Genomic DNA, 18,586 nt, shown 5'->3' with positions numbered 1-18,586 from the left:
CGCAGCGGTGAAAAGAGGTCCTGAATGCTCCCCTTCCTCATCGTCGGCGGTGTCGGCCTGGCCGTCCTCCTGATCTCGCTCATCGTCGGCGACATCTTCGATCACTTCGAGATCGGCGAGGGCGCGATCTCGGGCACCGCGCTCGGCGTCGCCGCGGTCGTCTTCGGGGCGTCCGGGGTCCTGACCTCGACAGCCGGCCTCGATCAGGTGTGGGCGTACGTCCTCGCGGCGATCCTCGCCATCGCGGCCTATCTGGTCGCCCTCCTGCTCGTGAAGAAGCTCACCAAGAGCTCCGATGGCGTGCCCGTCTCCGCCGTCGGCCAGACCGGCGTCACCCGCTCGTCGATCTCACCGTCGGGCGGCGAGGTGAGCCTCGACGGCCCGCACGAGATCGAGCGGCGCCTCGCCTACTCGGACGAACCCATCGCCGAGGGCGTGCGCATCCGTGTCGTCGAGCACGCCGGCACCCGCGTCAAAGTCGTCGCGGACTAGTCCTCCCACCGTCCTCGAAAGGACAGCATGACGAACGAACTCATCCAGGTCATCGCCATCATCGCCCTCGTCGTGGCGGTGCTGGGGCTCATCGTGTTCATCGCACGCCGCATCCGCCGCGTGCCCCCGAACGAGGCCCTCATCATCGTCGGGCGCGGTGCGGGCAAGGCGGCGCCGGGTGAGGTGACCGGCCAGCGCGTCGTGATCGGCGGTCGCACGTTCGTGTGGCCGATCCTGCAGCAGGGCTTCTCGATCTCGCTCGAGCAGCGCCAGATCGGCATCACGGTCGAGGGCGTCGACAAGAACCGCATCAAGATCGCCATCAAGGCGTCCATCAACTTCAAGGTCTCCGGCACCGAAGAGGGCGTGCGCCGCGCCGGTCAGCGCTTCCTCTCGCAGCAGGACGCCCTGACCGAGATCATCAAGGAATCCCTCGAGGGATCGCTGCGCTCGATCATCGGCGACATGACGATCGAGCAGATCATCTCGGACCGCAAGGGACTGTCTGACCGCGTCGTGGCCGAGACGAAGGCCGATCTCGTCGAGCAGGGCCTGCAGGTCGACCTCCTCAACATCAGCGACATCTCGACGCCGGGCAGCGATTACCTCGCCAACCTCGGTCGCGCCGAGGCGGCCCGCGCACGTCAGGTCGCCGAGGTCAGCGAAGCCGAGGCATCCCGTGCCAGTGAGTTCGCGCGCATCGAGGCTGCCGAGCAGATCGCTGAACGCCAGAAGGCGCTGTCGCTGCGCCAAGCCTCGATCAAGGCCGAGACCGACCGAGCCAACGCCAACGCGCAGGCGGCCGGTCAGCTCGCGACCGCCGAACAGGACAAGCTCGTCGCCGTGCAGGAGCGCGAAGCGCTCACCGAGCAGGCGCTCGTGACGCAGGAGCGCCTCGACATCGAGGTGCGCAAGCCCGCCGAGGCGCAGGCCTACGCCGAGGTGCAGCGGGCGACGGCGCAGCGCGACGCCGCGAACGCCGCGACCGAGGCCGACGCCTTCAAGCGGACGAAGATCGCCGAGGCGAACAAGGTCGCCGCTGTGCAGGATGCCGAGGCGTCCGCGACGGCCGTGCGCTTCGCCGGTGAGGCCGAGCGCGACCGCCAGGTGGCCCTCGCCGCGGGTGTGCGCGCCGAAGGTGAGGCCCGCGCCACCGCGATCCAGGCCGAGGGTCTCGCCGAGGCCGCCGCGACAGACGCCAAGGCGCTCGCGCTGCAGAAGTACGGCGAGGCCGCCCTCGCGCAGGAGATCATCTCGCGTCTGCCCGAGATCGTCGCCGCCGCGGCGGCGCCGATCGGCAACATCGACAAGCTCACGGTCGTGTCGACCGACGGGGCGTCCGAGGTGACGAAGACGGTCGGCAAGGTGCTCGGCGAGGGCACCGAGGTCGTCAAGAACCTGACGGGGCTCGACCTGACGACGCTCATGCAGGCGTTCGCGCTCAAGTCGCTCGACGTGCCGGTCGAGACCGCGGCGGTCGCGGGAGCGGCCAAGAAGGCGGCGAAGGGCACGGCGGCTCCGACCGACCCGGCGGTCTAGGGTCAGTGGACACCGAGGAGCGCCGTCACGCGCTCGAGCGCCGGGGGATCCTCAGCGCGTACGTCCTCGCTCTCGAGGAGCCGGCGACGCTGCTCGACCTGTGCGCGTCGATCGACACGGACGCTGACGACGACGACCTGATCTCGGCGGTCGCCGCCGCCTTCGCGGTGAGCGAGGTGGCGGCGGCCGCAATCGTCGACCTGCAGGTGCGACGGTTCACCCCAAGACGGATCGCCCAGCTGCGCGCGGAGCCCGCAGACCTCGTTCACCGCCTCGCGGTGGGCTGAACTCAGTCGCCCGAGCGTTCGCGCGCGGCGCGCAGTTCTGCGCGCGTGAGGGGGACGGACATCACGGGCTCGGCCGCGGCATCCGTCGCCTGTGTCTCCGTCGTCGTGACGCGGCCGTCGTGCAGCTCGATCACACGATCGGCACGCGCGACCAGCAGCGGATCGTGCGTCGCGACGACGGCGGCGATGCCGCGCTCGTGTGTGAGCGTCGCGAGGAGATCCATGATGGATGCCGCGGTGCGACTGTCGAGCTGGCCGGTCGGCTCGTCGGCGATGAGCACGCGCGGCTGGGTCACGATCGCCCGCGCGATGCCGACGCGCTGCTGCTGACCGCCGGAGAGCTCGTCGGGTCGTTGGGCCGCCTGGCCCGAGAGCCCGACTTCGGCGAGCGCTGCGGCGACCCGCTCGTCGCGCTCGCGCGGCTCGGTGCGCGAGATCCGCAGGGGCACTTCGACGTTCTCGGCCGCAGAGAGCACGGGGATGAGGCCGAACGACTGGAACACGATGCCGAGGGCGCGGTGCCGGATGTCGGCGAGCGCAGACTCCGACAGCGAGGCGAGATCCTGCCCGTCGAGGACGACGCGGCCGGATGTGGGCTCGTCGAGACCGCCGAGGAGGTTCAGGAGCGTCGTCTTGCCGGCGCCGGAGGCGCCCCGCACGACGAGGAGCTCACCGGGATGGACGGCGAGGTCGATGCCGTCGACGGCGTGGACTTCACCGCCGGGAGTGGAGAACGTGCGCGTGAGGCTCGCGGCGAGAAGGATCGGCTCGGTCACGGCTGTTCCTCCGAAGACGTGCGGGGGTGGGGCTGCCCGGGGCGCACCGAGACATGATCGGGCTCGAGGTCGAGCCGCACGCGGTCCTTCAGTTCGAGGGCTTTCATGTACTCCTCGGGCAGCTGCATCCGGCCCACCTTGTCGAGCACGGCGTACTCGGCGGCGACGTGGCGCTCGGCGCCCTCTTCGTCGATCTCCGTCGTGCGCAGCACTTCGGTCGCCGTGCGGCCGTCGCGGATCTGGACGGTGCGGGCGACGTGCGAGGACACCGACGGGTCGTGCGTCACGATCAGGGTCGTGACGCCGAGCTCGCGGTTCGCGGCGCGCATCGCCTCGAGAACGTGCGCCGACGTCTCGTCGTCGAGCTCGCCCGTCGGCTCGTCCGCCAGCAGCACCTCCGGACGGTTGGCCAGGGCGATCGCGATGGCGACGCGCTGCTGCTCACCGCCCGACAGCTCGCTCGGTCGACGGTCCGCACGGTGGGAGATCTCGAGCAGCTCCAGCATCTCGGCCGCGCGGGCGGCCCGCTCAGCGCGTGGCACGAGCCCGGCGACTGCGAGCGCGGCGCCGACGTTCTCGGTCGCCGTGAGGTAGGGAAGGAGATTGCGGGATGTCTGCTGCCAGACGAACCCGACGACGCGGCGCCGGAAGTCCACGCGACCTTTGGGAGTCATGGTGAGCAGATCGCGCCCGCCGACGCGGGCCGTTCCGGCCGAAGGCGTGTCGAGGCTCGAGAGGATCGAGAGGAGCGTCGACTTGCCCGACCCCGACGCGCCGACGACGGCGACGAGCTCGCCGGCCTCGATGCGCAGATTGAGTCCCTGCAGCGCCTGCACCTCGATGCCCTTCGCGGTGAAGATCCGAACGAGGTCGGCGCAGAGGATCGCGGGTTCTGTCACGGTGTCATCCTTCCTGACTCGTGCGCAGGAGCGAAGCCGCCCGCACGCGGCGCGAGAGCGCGAGCGCGATCAGGGTGAACCCCGCGGTGACCGCGATGAACCCGAGGATCGCCCCCGCCAGCAGCAGAGGATCGAGGTGATAGCCGGGCGAGGTCGCTCCCGTGAAGGCGCTCAGGTCGACCGCCCACAGCAGCAGGGCGGGCAGCGCGAGCCCGACGCCGGTTCCCACGACGATCGCGGCGACGACACCGGGCCAGAGCTCCCACGCGACGAGACCGCGCGCCGCGCGGGGCGGTGCACCCAGCACGCGCAGCAGGGCGACCAGCCGGTCGCGGCCGCGCGCGCCCAGCGCGAGAGTGAGCATCACGGTGAGGGCGCCCAGCAGGGCGACGCCGACGGTGCTCGCGATGAGCGCGACGCGGATCGCGAGAACCCCGGTGCTCGAAGAGAGTTCGGCCGCGCGCTGCGCGGGTGTCGTGACATCCGCCGTGTCTCCGACGATGCCGCGCACGGCAGCCGCGACGGCACTCGAATCGACTCCGGGAGCCAGCGCGACGATCGCCGCTGTCAGCGCGGGCGTCCGTTGGGGGATGAGCCGGTCTTCCCGTGCTTCGTCGACCAGGACCCAGTTCGGACCGATGCCCTGCGGCGCCGATGCCGCGGCGACGCCCTCGATCGTCGACGGCGCGCCCTCGATCGTGACCTCCGTCGCCCCGTCGATCGACTCGGCCGCGCGCTCCGAGAGCACGGCGGGGATGGTGGTCCCCTCCGCCGCGAGGTCCGCACCGCTCGGAATGAGCGGGTAGCCGGGGTCCTGTGCCGAGAGCACCTCCGCCGGATCGGCGAACAGCATCGTGACGACGGTGAGATCCCTGACCGCGCGCACGTACCCGCCGGGGGCGGACGCGATGCCCGCAACCGCCTCGACGCCCTCGATGTCGCGCACCTCGTCGAGGATCGACGGGGTCAGGTCGGCGCGCGCCACCTGCAGATCCGCCCCCACTTCGGCACGCGCGGTCGCGTCGATCCCGTGCTGGATCGACCCCAGCAGGACGCCCGACGTCACGGCCGACGACAGACCGATCACAAGCGCGAGGACGGGAGCGACGCCCGCCGCGGGTTCGCGAAGTGTCCGCGCCGCGCCGAGGAACCCGACGAGTGAAGGCCCGCGAGCCAGCCGAGCGAAGAGCGCGCGGAGCGGCAGCGGATACAGCCGCAGCGCGACGATGCAGCCGACGAGCGCCCACAGCAGCGGGACGGCCGCGACGAGCAGGTCGGCTCCAGCCCCCGCGGCCCGTGCGCCGGCAGAGCCGACGCGGGCTCCGCCGATCGCACTGCTCGCGAGCGCCCCCGTCACCAGGAGCGTCACGACGACGATGACGGCCTCGAGCGCGACCCGGAGGCGACGCTGCACCGGGGAGGACGCGGCATCCCCGTTCATCTCCTCGCGCAGTCCGGCGGGAGGAGGCGGCGTGAACCACAACAGGGCGACCGGCAGCGCCGCCACGACGAGGGGGCCGGCGATTCCGACGACGGTGAGGGGGATGCCGGCGGCGAAGCCGACGCCGAGGACGACCGCCGCACCCACGAGAGCCGGCGCTGCGCCGTACACGACTCCGTGCAGCGCGAGCGTCGAGCGGATCTCGGTGCCGGACGCCCCGCGCGCCGCCAGAAGTGCGAGAGCGGATCGGCGATCGCGAGCCACGATGCGGCACGCGAGCGCCAGCACCGCGACGGCGACTCCTGCGGGAGCGGATGCCGTGATCGCCACGACCGCCGCCATCGCACGGGTGGTGGCCAGTGCAGACTCGATCGTCGCCGTGGTCGTCGTCCGGAAGTTCAGAGTCAGCACCCCGCCGAGCCCGGCGGACTGCGAGGCGACCGGATGCGCGTTGGCCGTAAAGGTCCGCAGCTGCCGGACGACCTCCGGAGCATCGGCGGCGGCCATCTCGTCGGCGGACAGCGGATACCAGACGTTCGTCGTGCCCTGCCAGCCCTGCAGCATGCCGAGCGCGACGGGGTTCAGGAACGCCGTCGCGTCGACGTGACGCCCCGCGTCGTCGATCCAGATGCGCGGCGTCAGCACCGACGGGACGTGGTACCAGTAGTCGTCCGAGCCCGGCGCGGCCTCGAACGTTCCCGAGAGCACCATGGGAGCGGGTCCGTCGGCACCTCGCACCTCGCCCACACCCCATTCCAGTTCCTCGGCGGTGCGCTCCGACAGGGCGACCTCGATCGACGTGATGCCGAGCCCCTGCGTACCGGGCAGCGACTCGGGCGCCGTCGGCCATGCGCCGTCGACGAGCACCGCGCGATCGTCGTAGCGGGGGTCCACGGCCAGCGCGAGGTTGTTGAGCTCGTCGCCGCCCTCGATGCCGAACGTGTTCTGCGTACGCGCGACGTATTGCGCTCGGTCGAGCAGCGGCTCGAGCGGGGCGCCGATCTCGTCGCGGATGCGCTCGAGTGCGGCGTCGAACTGGCCCCACTGAGCGGCGACGTCGTCCGGCAGGTCGGCGTTCCCCGATCCCGATATCGGGAAGCCCGCTGCCGTCGCCTCGAGATCGCGTACTCCCGGGGAGAGCGAATCGGCGGCGTCCCGCACCGTCCGATCACCGAGGACGGCAAGGGCGGCCGGGACCCCTGCTGCGATCCCGGCGAGGACCAGGCAGAGCGCCGCGACGAGCAGCGGCCCGCCCGGGCGCGTGCGCAGCATCCGCCCTCGCAGTCCCGTCCACGTCGACACCGTCACGATGCCTCCCGCACGCGTCCGGCGCGACTCTGATGCGCGACGAGCCGCCCGGCGACGATGGTGGCGAGGGCGACCGCGGACACGAGGACGATGGCGACCGCGATCGGCGGCAGCCATCCCCAGGCGACCGTTGCGGCCAGCACGACAGGCGTGCCGGGCACGGCGGCGAGCGTCAGCGCGGGCAGCGTCAGCCCTGCGACGACTCCGCCGAGCACGGCACCTGCCACGGCGGAACCCGCGGCCACACCGGCGAGCTCTCGGAATCGACTGCGCCGCTGCGCAGCGGGCGTCACGCCGAGCGCGCGCAGGACGAACACGTCCGACGCGCGCCGCCGCGCGAGGGCGGTCGTCGACGCGACGATCGCGACGGCCGCCAGCAGCGCGCCGATGATGGTCGCCGTCCACCAGGCCGCGGCGAGCGACGACGTGAGCTCGCTGTTCGGGCGCCCGTCATCGACGGCGTCGGCGCCGAACACCGCTCCGAGCGCGCTTACGGCATCCGGTCCCGCAGCCCATACCTGGTCGCCGCGCAACGCGGATCCCGACGAGGCGAAGAGGCTCTGCGTCACGGCTCCGAGCGGGAGCATGAGGGCGGCGTCGCCCGTGGCGCCGGGAACGGCGTCGACGAAGCCGCTGACGGAGAACGGGATGACTCGGCTCGAGCGCGCGAGCTTGAGATCGTAGACATCGCCTACGTCGAGACCGAACGCGTCTGCAAGCGTCGTCGACACGACGGCGGGCACCGCATCCGGCACCGGCGCGAACGTCATGAGGGTGACGTCGACCCCGTCGCCCAGCAGGATGGGCTCCTCCGACGGCCACGGCACCTCGGCACCGGCGCCCGTCGTGAACGCGAGAGGCGTGAGCGTCGGCGTCTGCGAGCCGGCGCTGTTGCGGTACCCGACCCGCAACCCCACCAGCGTCCACGGCGCCGCCCCGTCGGGCAGGGCGCCATCGGCGGTCAGGACCCCTTCACCCGCGACGTTCGGGTCGGCATCGAGGGACAGGGCGAGCGCGACGCGCATGGGCGTTCCGAGAGCGTCGACGACCCAGGCGTCCGCTTCGAGCAGGTCGAGTTCGGGAAGCGCGAAGAACTCCTCCGTCAGGACTTCGCCTTCGGGTGTGAACACGAAATCGCCGTCCTCGGACTCGACGAGCCTGCTCTCGACACTCCCCCGGATCCCGAAGGTCGCCGTGAGCCGGTCTGCGTCAGCCGAGAGGGCAGCACCCACGGGATCATGGGCGAGCTGCCCCGCCATCGCAGACGGATCGATCCCTGCCGCGGGGAGCGGGGAGACGACCGCGCCGACAGCAGCATCGGGGATCGCGACGAGCGAGGTATCGATGTCGCTCACGGCCCCGGCGTACGAGAGCACGGCGGCCGCATCGGCCCGCGCGGCGATCTCGGCGACGTCACCCGATGACACCCGCTCGACTCCTGCGACCGCACGGGCCTCGCCGCCGGCCCGCAGCTGCGCCGCCTGCGCCGACACGAGCTCCCACGTCGAGATCGACGCGCCCGCCATGACGGCACCGCCCGCGCCGAGGGCGACGAGCGCCACCACGACGCCGAAGGCGCCGAGGTGCCGAGCGACCATGCGAGCCGGGAACACCCCGGCGAAGCCCCGTCCGCGGGCGGCGCCTCGCGCGACGATGCGCGCGAGCGGGGCGAAGAGCGTGAGGACGAGGACGGATGCCGCGGCCAGTGCGAGCGCGGGCGCGACGGCCGTCACGACGAAACCCCAGGCATCCGGCGTCCCTGTCTCGGACAGGCCGCGCAGCTGCCACACGAAGAAACCCGCGGCGAGGACGAGGAGGGTGGCGCTGAGGCCCGTGACCGCCGCGCGCGAGCGACCGCCGCGCGGCTCGGCTGCCGTATCGGCGGCACGATGCGCGGCACCGCCCGCGATCGGGCCCAGGATCAACACGACGACGAGGGGGATGATCCAGGTTGCCCGCAGGGCCGCCAGGAAGACGGCCGCCGACCATCCGGCGAGCAGTGTCACGAGGACGGCGGCGAGCATCCAGCCGAGGACGGCGCCCACGAGGGTCACCGTGACGAGCTCCGTCACGGCCGCCCGACGGGCCGCCCGCGGCGCGATTCCCCGCGCGCGCAACAGCGTCGCCTCTCCGGCGCGCCCGTCGCCGAGCAGGCGGGCCAGCTGCAGCGTCGCGAGGATGCCGCCGATCGCGATGAGCGCGAGGGGAACCGGGATGACCGTCTGGACGGCCCGCACCCCCTCGGCGGCGGCGGTCAGCGTCGCGGCGAGGCCGCCGTCGACGGACGCGCCCTGCGGCGCGAGACCGTCGACCGCCCGGGCAGCCAGGTCGAGACGCTCGAGGTCGGCGGCGATGGTCGGGACTCCCCACGGGTCGAGTCCGTCGGGGTCGACCGTGAGCTGCCATCGCAGCGCGCCGCCGTCGGTCGCGGGAAGCGGGTCGACCATCAGCGACGGACCGAACAGCCGCGAGATCAGCGCGGTCGCGGCGTCCTGCTGCGCGTCGGGATCCGATGATGCCGGGATGGTGAGAATCGCGGCGCGGTCCTCTTCGGGAGCGGCGTCGACGGCCGCGACGACGGCGGCGCGCACAGCCGAGCCGATCGCGCCGATCACCGCCGAGACTCCGAGGACGAGGACGGCGACCGTCGCGACGAGGGCGAGGAGCGTGCCCGCACGCGCGCGTGCGCGCGCGAGCATCAGCGCCCACGTCGTCAACATGACCTCCTGCGTCGCAGCCCGGGGAGACAGCACGTCCGTCGAGTCTCGCACAGGGTTCGGATTCACCGGTTCGCGTAATAGAACCGCGCTGCGCCCGTCTCATAGGTCAAGCCGTTCCGCGATCTGGGGCGTGAGGCGGCGGGAGTGGCGGCCGGGGGGCCGCTTTGGGGGAACGTTCAATGCAGTATTCCAACGCGCGTCCGCGCGCGCCTTTCACGATTCGTCGCGCGGCCGCGACGACCGCCGTGGTCCTTCTGGCCGGGTCAGCCATCGCTTTCACCGCGGTGCCCGCGTCGGCGGCGACGGTCGCCGTGCCCGCCGGGATCACCGCCGAGATGATCGGTCACACCGGCGTCGAACAAGGCGCTGCGGCGCCCGACCTCGTCGATTGCGCCCGGTACGGCTCTGCCGCCGCGACCGTGACCGGTGGTCCGATCGCAAACCCCGGGGGTGACCCGGGCACGGCCGCCGCGGCCTTCACCGACGGACGCTCTGGGGCCGTTTCGCCGGGCTCGATCGCCTACTCGGCGCACGGCAGCACCGGGACGGCGTGCGGCGCCGCACAGCTCGACCTGTCTGCGCAGAGCGCGGTCGGCTTCGAGCCCGCCGCGATCGCCTCGATCGAGACCGGCACGACCTTCAATGTCGGCCGCATGGTGCACCGCAACAACCCGCTGCGCACGCTCGCCAACGACTGGTTCCGGGGCACGATGCAGGTGAACCTGCTCGGGCTCCGGCTGCCATACGAATGGATGCTGAACGAGACGCCCAACAACGCCCAGCCCGCATCGAACCCGGCGAACAACGACGTGCTCGAGTTCACCGGCACGATCGGCGATCGGTCCTTCACGGGTCCGGACGGCGACCGCTACACGCTCGTCGTCTCAGGCTTCACCGCGCCCCGTGCCGATGGTTCGTGCGCGCCGACGCTCGCCGAGTCGGGTATGGCGGTGAACCGCTTCGAGACGGTCGAACAGACCTCGACGTACGGGTGCCTCTACGCCGAGATCCAGCGCGTGCGCTCGCTCACGATCGTGAAGACGGTGGATATCGCGACCGCCGCGATCCCGTCGTTCACATTCACTTCGACCAGCGATGTCGCGGGGTCGCTCTGGGCCTCGAGCTTCGCGCTCGCCCCGACCGCCGTCGGCGCGGGGGGCGCAGCATCCATCTCCCACGACTTCGTGGAGAGTGAGACCATCACGATCACCGAGGACACCGCGGCGACGCCATGGAGCTTCACGAGCCTCGCGTGCGTCGACGGCGACGGTGTCGCTCTGCCCATCGCGACCGGCGCGAGCCTCACTCTCCCGGGCTCCATCGAGGCGGCCGACCCGATCGTGTGCACGTACACGAACACCGACGCGACGGTGGTGGAGCCTGCCCTCGGTGCGCTCGAGATCGCCAAGACCGTCACACCCCGTCAGGGGACTGATGCCGTCGGCTACACCGGCGGCGCAGAGCGCGTGTTCTCGATCGACTACGCCTGCACGTTGGAGGGGATTCCCGCAGCCACCGGCAGGGCGGACGTGTCGATCTCGACGTCCGCCGTCGTCGACGGTCTGCCCGTCGGCGCCGAGTGCTCCGTGACGGGTGAGGATGCGGCATCCCTCGCCGGCGATTTCGCCGACGACACGTTCAGGTGGGACGGCTTCGAGGCCGGCGCCCCCGTCACGATCGCCGAGGGGGCGACGGCGCGGATCACCGTCGACAACCGCTTCGTGCATGAGGACGACGGGGCACCGACCGATCCGACGGACCCGACGGTTCCCACCGACCCGACAGATCCGGAGCCGCCTGCGGAACTGCCGCTCACCGACGGCCCGACCGGTCTCGCGCTCACGGGCGGCGGCCCCTTGCTGCCGATCGTCGGCATCGCCACCGTGCTGCTGACCGCCGGCGTCATCGCCTTCGCGGTGCGCGGCTCGCGCCGCCGCACCGAGTAGACCCGGGTGCGGCCGGCATCTATCCCCAGAGTCGTCCGCACCCGTCCGCCGGGACACCCATCCCGGCAACGCCGGAGGGCCTGCCGCATCGCTGCGCGCAGGCCCTCCGGTCTTGGTGCGGTCAGGCGCCCCGCAGGCGCTCCGAGAGGAACGCGACGAGCCCGTCGAGCGGCACGCGCTCCTGCGCCATCGTGTCGCGATCGCGCACGGTCACGGCCTTGTCATCGAGCGAGTCGAAGTCGACCGTGACGCAGAACGGCGTGCCCACCTCGTCCTGGCGGCGATAGCGGCGGCCGATCGCGCCGGCGTCGTCGAAGTCGGTGTTCCACCCGTGGCCGCGAAGCTCGTCGGCGACGGAGCGCGCGAGCGGCGACAGGTTCTCGTTGCGCGAGAGCGGCAGTACGGCGACCTTGACCGGCGCGAGACGCGGGTCGAGCGCGAGGACCGTGCGGGTGTCGGTGCCCCCCTTGGCGTTGGGCACCTCTTCTTCGCGGTAGGCGTCGACGAGGAACGCCATCATGGCGCGCGTGAGGCCGAACGACGGCTCGATGACGTACGGGGTGTAGCGCTCGCCCGACGCCTGGTCGAAGTACGTGAGCGACTGACCGGATGCCTCGGTGTGGCTCGTGAGGTCGAAGTCGGTGCGGTTGGCGATGCCCATGAGCTCGCCCCACTCCTTGCCGGTGAAGCCGAAGCGGTACTCGACGTCGATCGTGCCGGCCGAGTAGTGCGCGCGGTCCTCCTTCGGCACGTCGAACTGGCGCATGTTCGCGGGGTCGATGCCGAGGTCGACGAACCAGTTCCAGCACGCCTGCACCCAGTGATCGAACCACTCGCCGGCCTCGGCGGGCGGCGTGAAGAACTCGATCTCCATCTGCTCGAACTCGCGCGTGCGGAAGATGAAGTTGCCGGGGGTGATCTCGTTGCGGAACGCCTTGCCGACCTGGCCGACGCCGAACGGCGGCTTCTTGCGCGCCGCCGTCACGACGTTGCCGAAGTTGATGAAGATGCCCTGCGCCGTCTCGGGGCGCAGGTAGTGCACTCCCGACTCGTCGTCGACGACGCCGAGATAGGTCTTCATGAGGCCCGAGAACGCCTTGGGCTCGGTGTACTGGCCCTTGACGCCGCAATTGGGGCAGGGCACGTCGGCGAGACCGTTCTCGGCCTTGCGACCCTTGCGGGCTTCGAAGTCCTCGACGAGGGTGTCGGCGCGGAAGCGCTTGTGGCAGTTGAGGCACTCGACCAGCGGGTCGGTGAAGGTCGCGACGTGACCGGATGCCTCCCACACGCGCTTGGGCAGGATGACCGACGAGTCGAGGCCGACCATGTCGCCACGGCCGCGGACGAACGTCTGCCACCACTGGCGGCGGATGTTCTCCTTGAGCTCGGTGCCGAGGGGACCGTAGTCCCATGCGGAGCGGGACCCGCCGTAGATCTCACCGGCCTGGAAGACGAACCCGCGGTGGCGGGCGAGGGCGATGACTTTGTCGAGGCGGGACTGCTCGGCCACGGTGGCTCCAATGGTCGGGAGGGGGTGTGCGCCGGAGAGCCCGGCATCCCTCAAGTCTATCGGCGCACCTTCTGCGCCAGGCCCCACAGGACTACCATGTGGCGCGTCGACGAGGAGGCCTCATGGACGACGAATCGGACTTCGCGGACGCCGTGTTCGCACGCGTGATCGGCGGCTTCGAGATCCTCTCGATCTACGTCGGCGATCGGTTGGGCCTCTACCGACTGCTCGCGGAGCGGCCGCGCACCGTCGATCACCTCGCCGACGCCGCAGGGATGCACGCGCGCTATGCGCGGGAGTGGCTCGAGCAGCAGGCGGTCGCCGGCATCCTGATCGAGACGGACGGTACGTTCGCGCTGCCGCCTGCCCACGCCGCGGCGCTCGCGGACTCTTCGTCGCTCGTGTACTCGGCGCCGCTCGCGCGCATGGTGGCGGCGGCCGCGATGCGGCTGCCCGACCTCCTGGACGCGTATCGCACGGGCGGAGGCGTGGGCTGGTCGGAGTTCGGCGCGGATGCGCGCGACGCGCAGGGCGACGTCAACCGCCCCTGGTTCTCGTCCCGGCTGGCTGGGGCGCTGGCATCCGTCCCTCACGTCCACGACGTGCTCTCGCGCCCGGGCGCACGGATCGCCGACATCGGCTGCGGTCACGGCTGGTCGACGATCGCGCTGTCGCGCGCCTACCCGGATGCCCGGATCGACGGGCTCGATGTGGACGCACCGTCGATCGCGGCGGCGAAGGAACACGCGAAGGGGATGGATGCCGTCACCTTCGCCGTCACGGCGGGCGAACAGCTCGCCGGCCCCTACGACGCGGCCTTCGTCTTCGAGGCGCTCCACGACATGCCCGATCCGGTACGGGTTCTCTCGGCGATGCATGAGGCGGTGAAGCCGGACGGCGTCGTCGTCGTCATGGACGAAGCCGTCGCCGACGCCTTCGCGCCCGACGGCGACGAGGTCGAGCGCGTCATGTACGGGTACAGCCTCTTCCTCTGCCTGCCCGACTCGATGTCGGCGCCGGGTTCGGTGGCGACCGGCACCGTCATGCGCCCGGCCACGCTCGAGCGCTATGCGCGGCAGGCGGGGTTCCGCGATGTCGACGTGCTGCCGATCGACGGCTTCTCGGCGTTCCGCTTCTACACCCTCACGCGCTGAGCGCAGACCTGCTCAGCTGGCGAACGGGATCGACATCGGGTAGGTGTACCACTGCCCCTGATTGGCCTTCACAGCGGCGACGATGCAGAACACGATGTTGAGCACGTACGCGGCGATGATGACGAAGATCCCGATCACGATGAAGGTCAGGATGAACCCCGCGATGTAGGCGATGATCAGCGTCAGCTGGAAGTTCAGCGCCGTCGCGGCGTGAGCACGCACGAACGGGCCGCGGTCCTTCAGCACGAGGTAGCCGATGAGTGGCGCGAGGAACCCGAACAGCAGCCCGCCGAGGTTGATGAGCGTCGCCCACAGCTTCTCGTCACTGGGCGAGAGCGGCTGCGGTCCGCCGCCGTACGGGGGCGGGTAGTAGGGCGGTGGCGTGGTCACGGGCTACAGCCTACTCAGCGCTGCGGAGTCCATCCGGGCGGCGTGGGCCCGTCGAAGAGGGCGCGCTCACGGTCTGCCTTCGCCGACCAGCCCTGTGCGGCATCCCGAGCATCGAAGCCGCCCCGCGCGATCCGCACGCCGACGTCGTCGTGGTGCATCCGGGGCCCGCCACCGCGGCGGACCGACGCCCGCACGCTCCACGCGTCGTCGGCGAAGCCCCCGCCGCGGAACACGCGGTAGTCGTCGTAGCGCGCCGGATCCAGGAAGTCCCAGCACCATTCCCACACGTTGCCGAGCGTGTCGAACTGACCGTTCAGATTGGGCAGCTTCCCGCCGACGTCCTGCGGCGCACTCACGCCGTCGCCGGCCGTCCACGCCACCTCGGCGAGCGGTCCGTAGTGCGGACCCGTCGAACCTGCGCGACACGCGAACTCCCACTCGGCCTCGGTCGGCAGGCGATAGCCGTCGGAGTCGACGTGCCACGTGACGTCCTCGCCGTCGAACGAGTAGGCGTGGTCGAGGCCCTCCCACTCCGACGCCGCGTTGCAGAAGTGCACGGCACGCAGCCAGCTCACATCGACGGCCGGTCGTCGCGGATGAGAGGCGGTGATGCCGAGGATCTCACCGAGCAGCTCCTGCGTGACGGCGAAGACGCCGATCTCGAACGGCTCGAGCTCGACGGTGCGGCGAACCTTGCGACGCGCATCGCGCAGCTCGATGCCTCCCGCCGGGATGCGCGCGAGCTCGATGTCGACCATTGCTCAAGCTTCGCGCAGAACTCCCCGGTCCAGGTCGGTGATCCTCGTGCCGCCCGAGAGCCCCAGCGTGATGTCGAGTTCGGCGAGGAGGTTGCGCAGCACTTCGCGAACGCCGGCCTCGCCCGCGATTCCCAGGCCGTACGAGTACGGGCGGCCGATCGCGACGGCGGTGGCCCCCAGGGCGAGCGCGATGGCGGCATCCGATCCCTGTCGCACCCCCGAGTCGAACACGATCGGCACGCGTCCGGCGACGCGCTCGGCGATCGTCGGCAGCACCGCGAGCGTCGGCACCGACTGGTCGATCTGGCGTCCGCCGTGGTTCGAGATCCAGATGCCGTCGACGCCCGCATCGAGTGCCGCGATCGCATCGTCGGGGTGGACGATGCCTTTGAGGATGATCGGAAGGCTCGTCCACTCCCGCGCCTTCGCGAGGTCGCCCCAAGTCAGCGCGGGGGTCGAGAACACGTCGAGGAACGTCTCGACCGCCGCGCGCGGCAGCGGCGACCGCAGGCTGTCGCGCAGGCCCGCGCCGGTGAGCGCGCGTCCCTTGCGCGCGATCGTCACGCCCGCCGCGACGGCCTTGGGCGTGATCTTGACGGGCGGGGCATCGCTCGGCGTCGCTGCCCGCGCGCGCTCGCGCACCAACTGCTGGAAGACGGGATCGCTCGTGTACTGCGCGATGCCCATCCCTCGCGTGAACGGCAGGTAGGCGAGGTCGAGGTCACGCGTGCGCCAGCCGAGCAGATGGGTGTCGAGCGTCACGACGATGGCTTCGCACCCGGATGCCTCGGCCCGCCGCAGCAGCGAGGCGTTGAGCTCGTCCGACGCCGACCAGTAGAGCTGGAACATCCGCGATCCGGCGGGCGCGGCATCCCGCACCTCCTCCATCGGGAACGAGGCCTGGTTCGAGAGGGTGTACGGGATGCCGAGGGATGCGGCTGCCCGCGCGACCGCGAGGTCTGCCTCGGGGTGCGCCATCTCCATGACCCCGAGGGGTGCGAGCAGCAGCGGTGTCGGGCGCGTGGCTCCGAGGAACTCGATCGACAGATCGCGTGCCGAGACATCGCGCAGGGGTCGGGGCCACAGCTGCCACCGGCCGAACTCCGCCCGGTTGGCGGCGACCGTGCGCTCGGCACCCGCGCCGCCCGCGATGTACGCGAACGCCTCAGCGCTGAGCGCCTTGCCGGCGGCCGCCTCGAGCGCGTCGGAGTCGACGGGCACCAGCGGCTTCGTACCGCTGATGCCGGCGCGATAGATCTCGGACTGGGTGCGGCGCGAGATGCCGCGCGCGGCGGCGGGGTCCTGGGGAGCGACACTGCTCATGCCGCCCAGCCTACGAGAGCCGCCCAGCCTACGAGAATCGCTCAGCCGCCGAAGCCGCACCAATCGGCGACCCACGTGAGCATCTGCCCGCGCATCTCCTCGGACGCCGCGAGCTCGATCTCGCCTGGTACGCCGTCGAGGGCGACCTCGAGGGTGAACACCGTGCCGCGCTTGTCCTCCTGCACGGCGTGCGGATCGCAACGGAGCGGCACGAGCGGCAGCGCGATCCCGATCGCGTCGGATGTCGGGGTGATCTCGAGTTCGAGCGGATACGTGTCGGCCGTCATCCCGGCCGCAGCCGCGAAGGTCAGCAGGTTCGTCGTCTGGATGCCGATCACCTCGGCCGATCCCTCACCCGTCGGCTCGACCGAGAGCACGAGGGTCGCCGGCTCCCCGGCCGGCGACGGCTCGAACGACGTGAACGCGAGGGATGCGGCGTCCCTCACCTGCGCCGCGAGGCACTCGCGCTCGTGCAGCGGTGCGATGACGTCGAGCGCGTCGGGCAGCGGCGCCTCGACCGCATGGTCGTCGAGTTCGAGGAGCACCGACATCGAGCCCTCGGTCACGTCGCAGTTCATCGGCGGAAGCTGTATGCGGATGTCGGTCGTCCCGCCGGGGGCGACGCTGGTCGTACGACCCTCGATGACCCGCATGGCGTCGCCCTCGAAGCGGGCATCGGCGACGTGGACGGCTCCGATCTCGATCGCCTCGTCTGTGTCGTTGCGCACCTGCACCTGCGCCTGGCGGGCGGCGACGTCCGACCGCAGCTGGACGAACTCGACGGTCACCCCGTCTGGTGGCGGACCGTTGCCGACCGGAGCGACCGCGCAGCCCGCGAGGATCGCGACGACGCCGACGACCGTCGATCCCCGAAGCGCGCGCCGCACGGCTACCGCCGGATCGTCTCGCGCGCGACCGTGAAGTCCTCGAGCGCGACAGGGTCGATCTCCACGCCCAGGCCGTGACCGGTCGGCACGCGCACATGGCCGTCCTCGAGCACTGCCGGCTCCGTCACGATGTCGCGGTGGTAGAACCGGCCGGAGGCCGAGACGTCGCCCGGCAGCGTGAATCCGGGCAACGCGGCGAGCGCCGCGTTCGCCGCCCGACCGATGCCGGTCTCGAGCATGCCCCCGCACCACACGGGTACACCGGCGGCCGCACAGAGGTCGTGGATCGCGACGGCTTCGAGATAGCCGCCGACGCGTCCGGCCTTGATGTTGACGATGGATGCCGAGCCCAGCGCGAGCGCGTCGGCGGCGGCCTTGACCGAGGTGATCGACTCGTCCAGGCACACGGGGGTGCGCAGCTGTCGGGCGAGCGCCGCGTGGTCGACCAGGTCGTCCTCCTGCAGCGGCTGCTCGATCAGCAGCAGATCGAACCGGTCGAGCTCGGCGAGGGTCGCGGCGTCGGCCAGGGTGTAGGCCGAGTTGGCGTCGACCTGCAGCGGGATCGCGCCGAACGCGTCGCGCACGGCCGCCGTGTCGGCGACGTCGCGGCCGGGTTTGATCTTGATCTTGATGCGCACGTAGCCCTCGTCGAGATACCCGCCGACAGCGTCGACGAGAGCCGCGGGATCGCGCTGGATCCCGACCGACACCCCCGACGGCACCCGGTCGCGTGCGGCGCCGAGGTACTCGCCGAGCGCGCGCCCCTCGGCGCGCAGCGCGGCATCGAGCACCGCGAGCTCCAGCCCGGCCTTGGCCATGCGGTGCCCGATCAGAGGCTCGAGGACAGTGGGGATCTCCTCGGGCGCAAGTCGCCCCCGATCGAGCAGCGCCGGCCCGAGGAACCTGAGCGCGACATCCCACGCGCCCTGTGTGTACTCGCTCGAGTACGTCGGCTCGCGCTGCGTCACGATCTCGCCCCATCCGTCACCGTCCGCGGTCAGCGCCCGGACGACGATGACCTCGCGCACCGTCTCGGTGCCGAACGAGGTCGTGAAGGGCGAGACGAGCGGCAGATGCAGCACGCGCAGCTCGAATCCCTCGAGGGCGATGGATGCTGCGGGTCGGGCGATGGGCATGCCCTCAGGCTAGCCCCGAG

15 protein-coding genes are annotated in these 18,586 nt (G+C 71.4%); 5 read left to right on the top strand and 10 right to left on the bottom strand.

Features of this window, described 5'->3' with window-relative positions:
• Positions 1-24: 24 nt before the first annotated feature.
• Genes MA876_RS05645 through MA876_RS05635 form a run of 3 tightly spaced genes read left to right on the top strand, consistent with a single transcriptional unit; the run spans position 25 to position 2,318 of the window.
• On the top strand, positions 25-492 hold the full coding sequence (locus tag MA876_RS05645; protein WP_248146802.1) for an NfeD family protein: 468 nt from the start codon (positions 25-27) through the stop codon (positions 490-492).
• A gap of 27 nt (positions 493-519) precedes the next feature.
• On the top strand, positions 520-2,031 hold the full coding sequence (locus MA876_RS05640) for a flotillin family protein (protein WP_248146801.1): 1,512 nt from the start codon (positions 520-522) through the stop codon (positions 2,029-2,031).
• Between the two features lie 5 nt (positions 2,032-2,036).
• The gene (locus tag MA876_RS05635) at positions 2,037-2,318 is read left to right on the top strand and encodes a hypothetical protein (RefSeq protein ID WP_248146799.1); all 282 of its coding nucleotides are present in this window, start codon (positions 2,037-2,039) and stop codon (positions 2,316-2,318) included.
• Positions 2,319-2,320: 2 nt separating this feature from the next.
• Here the strand turns inward: MA876_RS05635 and MA876_RS05630 are convergent, their stop codons facing one another.
• From MA876_RS05630 to MA876_RS05615, 4 genes are read right to left on the bottom strand one after another with little or no spacing between them, the layout of a single operon-like run.
• Positions 2,321-3,094, bottom strand: a complete 774-nt coding sequence (locus MA876_RS05630) for an ABC transporter ATP-binding protein (RefSeq protein ID WP_248146797.1) — start codon at positions 3,092-3,094, stop codon at positions 2,321-2,323.
• On the bottom strand, positions 3,091-3,993 hold the full coding sequence (locus tag MA876_RS05625; RefSeq protein WP_248146795.1) for an ABC transporter ATP-binding protein: 903 nt from the start codon (positions 3,991-3,993) through the stop codon (positions 3,091-3,093). Before MA876_RS05625 ends, MA876_RS05630 begins: the two co-directional genes overlap by 4 nt.
• A 4-nt stretch (positions 3,994-3,997) precedes the next feature.
• Complete coding sequence (locus MA876_RS05620) at positions 3,998-6,742, bottom strand: FtsX-like permease family protein (RefSeq protein ID WP_248146793.1); 2,745 nt, start codon at positions 6,740-6,742, stop codon at positions 3,998-4,000.
• Positions 6,739-9,495, bottom strand: a complete 2,757-nt coding sequence (locus MA876_RS05615) for an ABC transporter permease family protein (RefSeq protein ID WP_248146791.1) — start codon at positions 9,493-9,495, stop codon at positions 6,739-6,741. Before MA876_RS05615 ends, MA876_RS05620 begins: the two co-directional genes overlap by 4 nt.
• 146 nt (positions 9,496-9,641) lie before the next feature.
• On the opposite strand from MA876_RS05615, the gene MA876_RS05610 reads away from it, so the two are divergent.
• Positions 9,642-11,408 carry a DUF5979 domain-containing protein gene (locus MA876_RS05610; RefSeq protein WP_248146790.1) on the top strand — a complete coding sequence of 589 codons (1,767 nt, stop codon included), beginning with the start codon at positions 9,642-9,644 and terminating at the stop codon, positions 11,406-11,408.
• Between the two features lie 121 nt (positions 11,409-11,529).
• Here MA876_RS05610 and MA876_RS05605 read toward each other — a convergent pair whose 3' ends face one another.
• Entirely contained in the window at positions 11,530-12,918 is a 1,389-nt protein-coding gene (locus MA876_RS05605) for a glycine--tRNA ligase (RefSeq protein ID WP_248146789.1), read from the bottom strand.
• 122 nt (positions 12,919-13,040) lie between these two features.
• On the opposite strand from MA876_RS05605, the gene MA876_RS05600 reads away from it, so the two are divergent.
• The gene (locus MA876_RS05600) at positions 13,041-14,072 is read left to right on the top strand and encodes a class I SAM-dependent methyltransferase (protein ID WP_248146788.1); all 1,032 of its coding nucleotides are present in this window, start codon (positions 13,041-13,043) and stop codon (positions 14,070-14,072) included.
• Positions 14,073-14,084: 12 nt separating this feature from the next.
• On the opposite strand, the gene MA876_RS05595 is transcribed toward MA876_RS05600, so the two are convergent.
• Genes MA876_RS05595 through menC form a run of 5 tightly spaced genes read right to left on the bottom strand, consistent with a single transcriptional unit; the run spans position 14,085 to position 18,566 of the window.
• Positions 14,085-14,462, bottom strand: coding sequence for a DUF4870 domain-containing protein (locus MA876_RS05595; protein WP_248146787.1), 378 nt, complete (start codon positions 14,460-14,462; stop codon positions 14,085-14,087).
• Positions 14,463-14,476: 14 nt separating this feature from the next.
• A complete protein-coding gene (locus tag MA876_RS05590; protein ID WP_248146786.1) occupies positions 14,477-15,220 on the bottom strand; it encodes a formylglycine-generating enzyme family protein in 744 nt (247 codons plus the stop codon).
• Between the two features lie 3 nt (positions 15,221-15,223).
• Positions 15,224-16,543, bottom strand: coding sequence for an alpha-hydroxy-acid oxidizing protein (locus MA876_RS05585; protein WP_248146785.1), 1,320 nt, complete (start codon positions 16,541-16,543; stop codon positions 15,224-15,226).
• A gap of 41 nt (positions 16,544-16,584) precedes the next feature.
• The gene (locus MA876_RS05580) at positions 16,585-17,430 is read right to left on the bottom strand and encodes a hypothetical protein (protein WP_248146784.1); all 846 of its coding nucleotides are present in this window, start codon (positions 17,428-17,430) and stop codon (positions 16,585-16,587) included.
• 2 nt (positions 17,431-17,432) lie between these two features.
• The gene (gene menC / locus MA876_RS05575; RefSeq protein ID WP_248146782.1) at positions 17,433-18,566 is read right to left on the bottom strand and encodes an o-succinylbenzoate synthase; all 1,134 of its coding nucleotides are present in this window, start codon (positions 18,564-18,566) and stop codon (positions 17,433-17,435) included.
• Between the last annotated feature and the right edge of the window lie 20 nt (positions 18,567-18,586).

This window comes from Microbacterium aoyamense, from assembly GCF_023155855.1.
Taxonomy (GTDB): Bacteria; Actinomycetota; Actinomycetes; order Actinomycetales; family Microbacteriaceae; genus Microbacterium; species Microbacterium aoyamense.
Note: the sequence above shows the minus strand (reverse complement) of the source record. Positions and strands in the feature narration are given on the sequence as shown.

Bases quoted from the DNA above. Each gene is read 5' to 3' on its own strand.
- MA876_RS05645 (WP_248146802.1), top strand. From the start codon at position 25: ATGCTCCCCTTCCTCATCGTCGGCGGTGTCGGCCTGGCCGTCCTCCTG.
- MA876_RS05640 (WP_248146801.1), top strand. From the start codon at position 520: ATGACGAACGAACTCATCCAGGTCATCGCCATCATCGCCCTCGTCGTG.
- MA876_RS05610 (WP_248146790.1), top strand. From the start codon at position 9,642: ATGCAGTATTCCAACGCGCGTCCGCGCGCGCCTTTCACGATTCGTCGC.
- MA876_RS05600 (WP_248146788.1), top strand. From the start codon at position 13,041: ATGGACGACGAATCGGACTTCGCGGACGCCGTGTTCGCACGCGTGATC.
- MA876_RS05590 (WP_248146786.1), bottom strand. From the start codon at position 15,220: ATGGTCGACATCGAGCTCGCGCGCATCCCGGCGGGAGGCATCGAGCTG.
- MA876_RS05585 (WP_248146785.1), bottom strand. From the start codon at position 16,543: ATGAGCAGTGTCGCTCCCCAGGACCCCGCCGCCGCGCGCGGCATCTCG.
- menC (WP_248146782.1), bottom strand. From the start codon at position 18,566: ATGCCCATCGCCCGACCCGCAGCATCCATCGCCCTCGAGGGATTCGAG.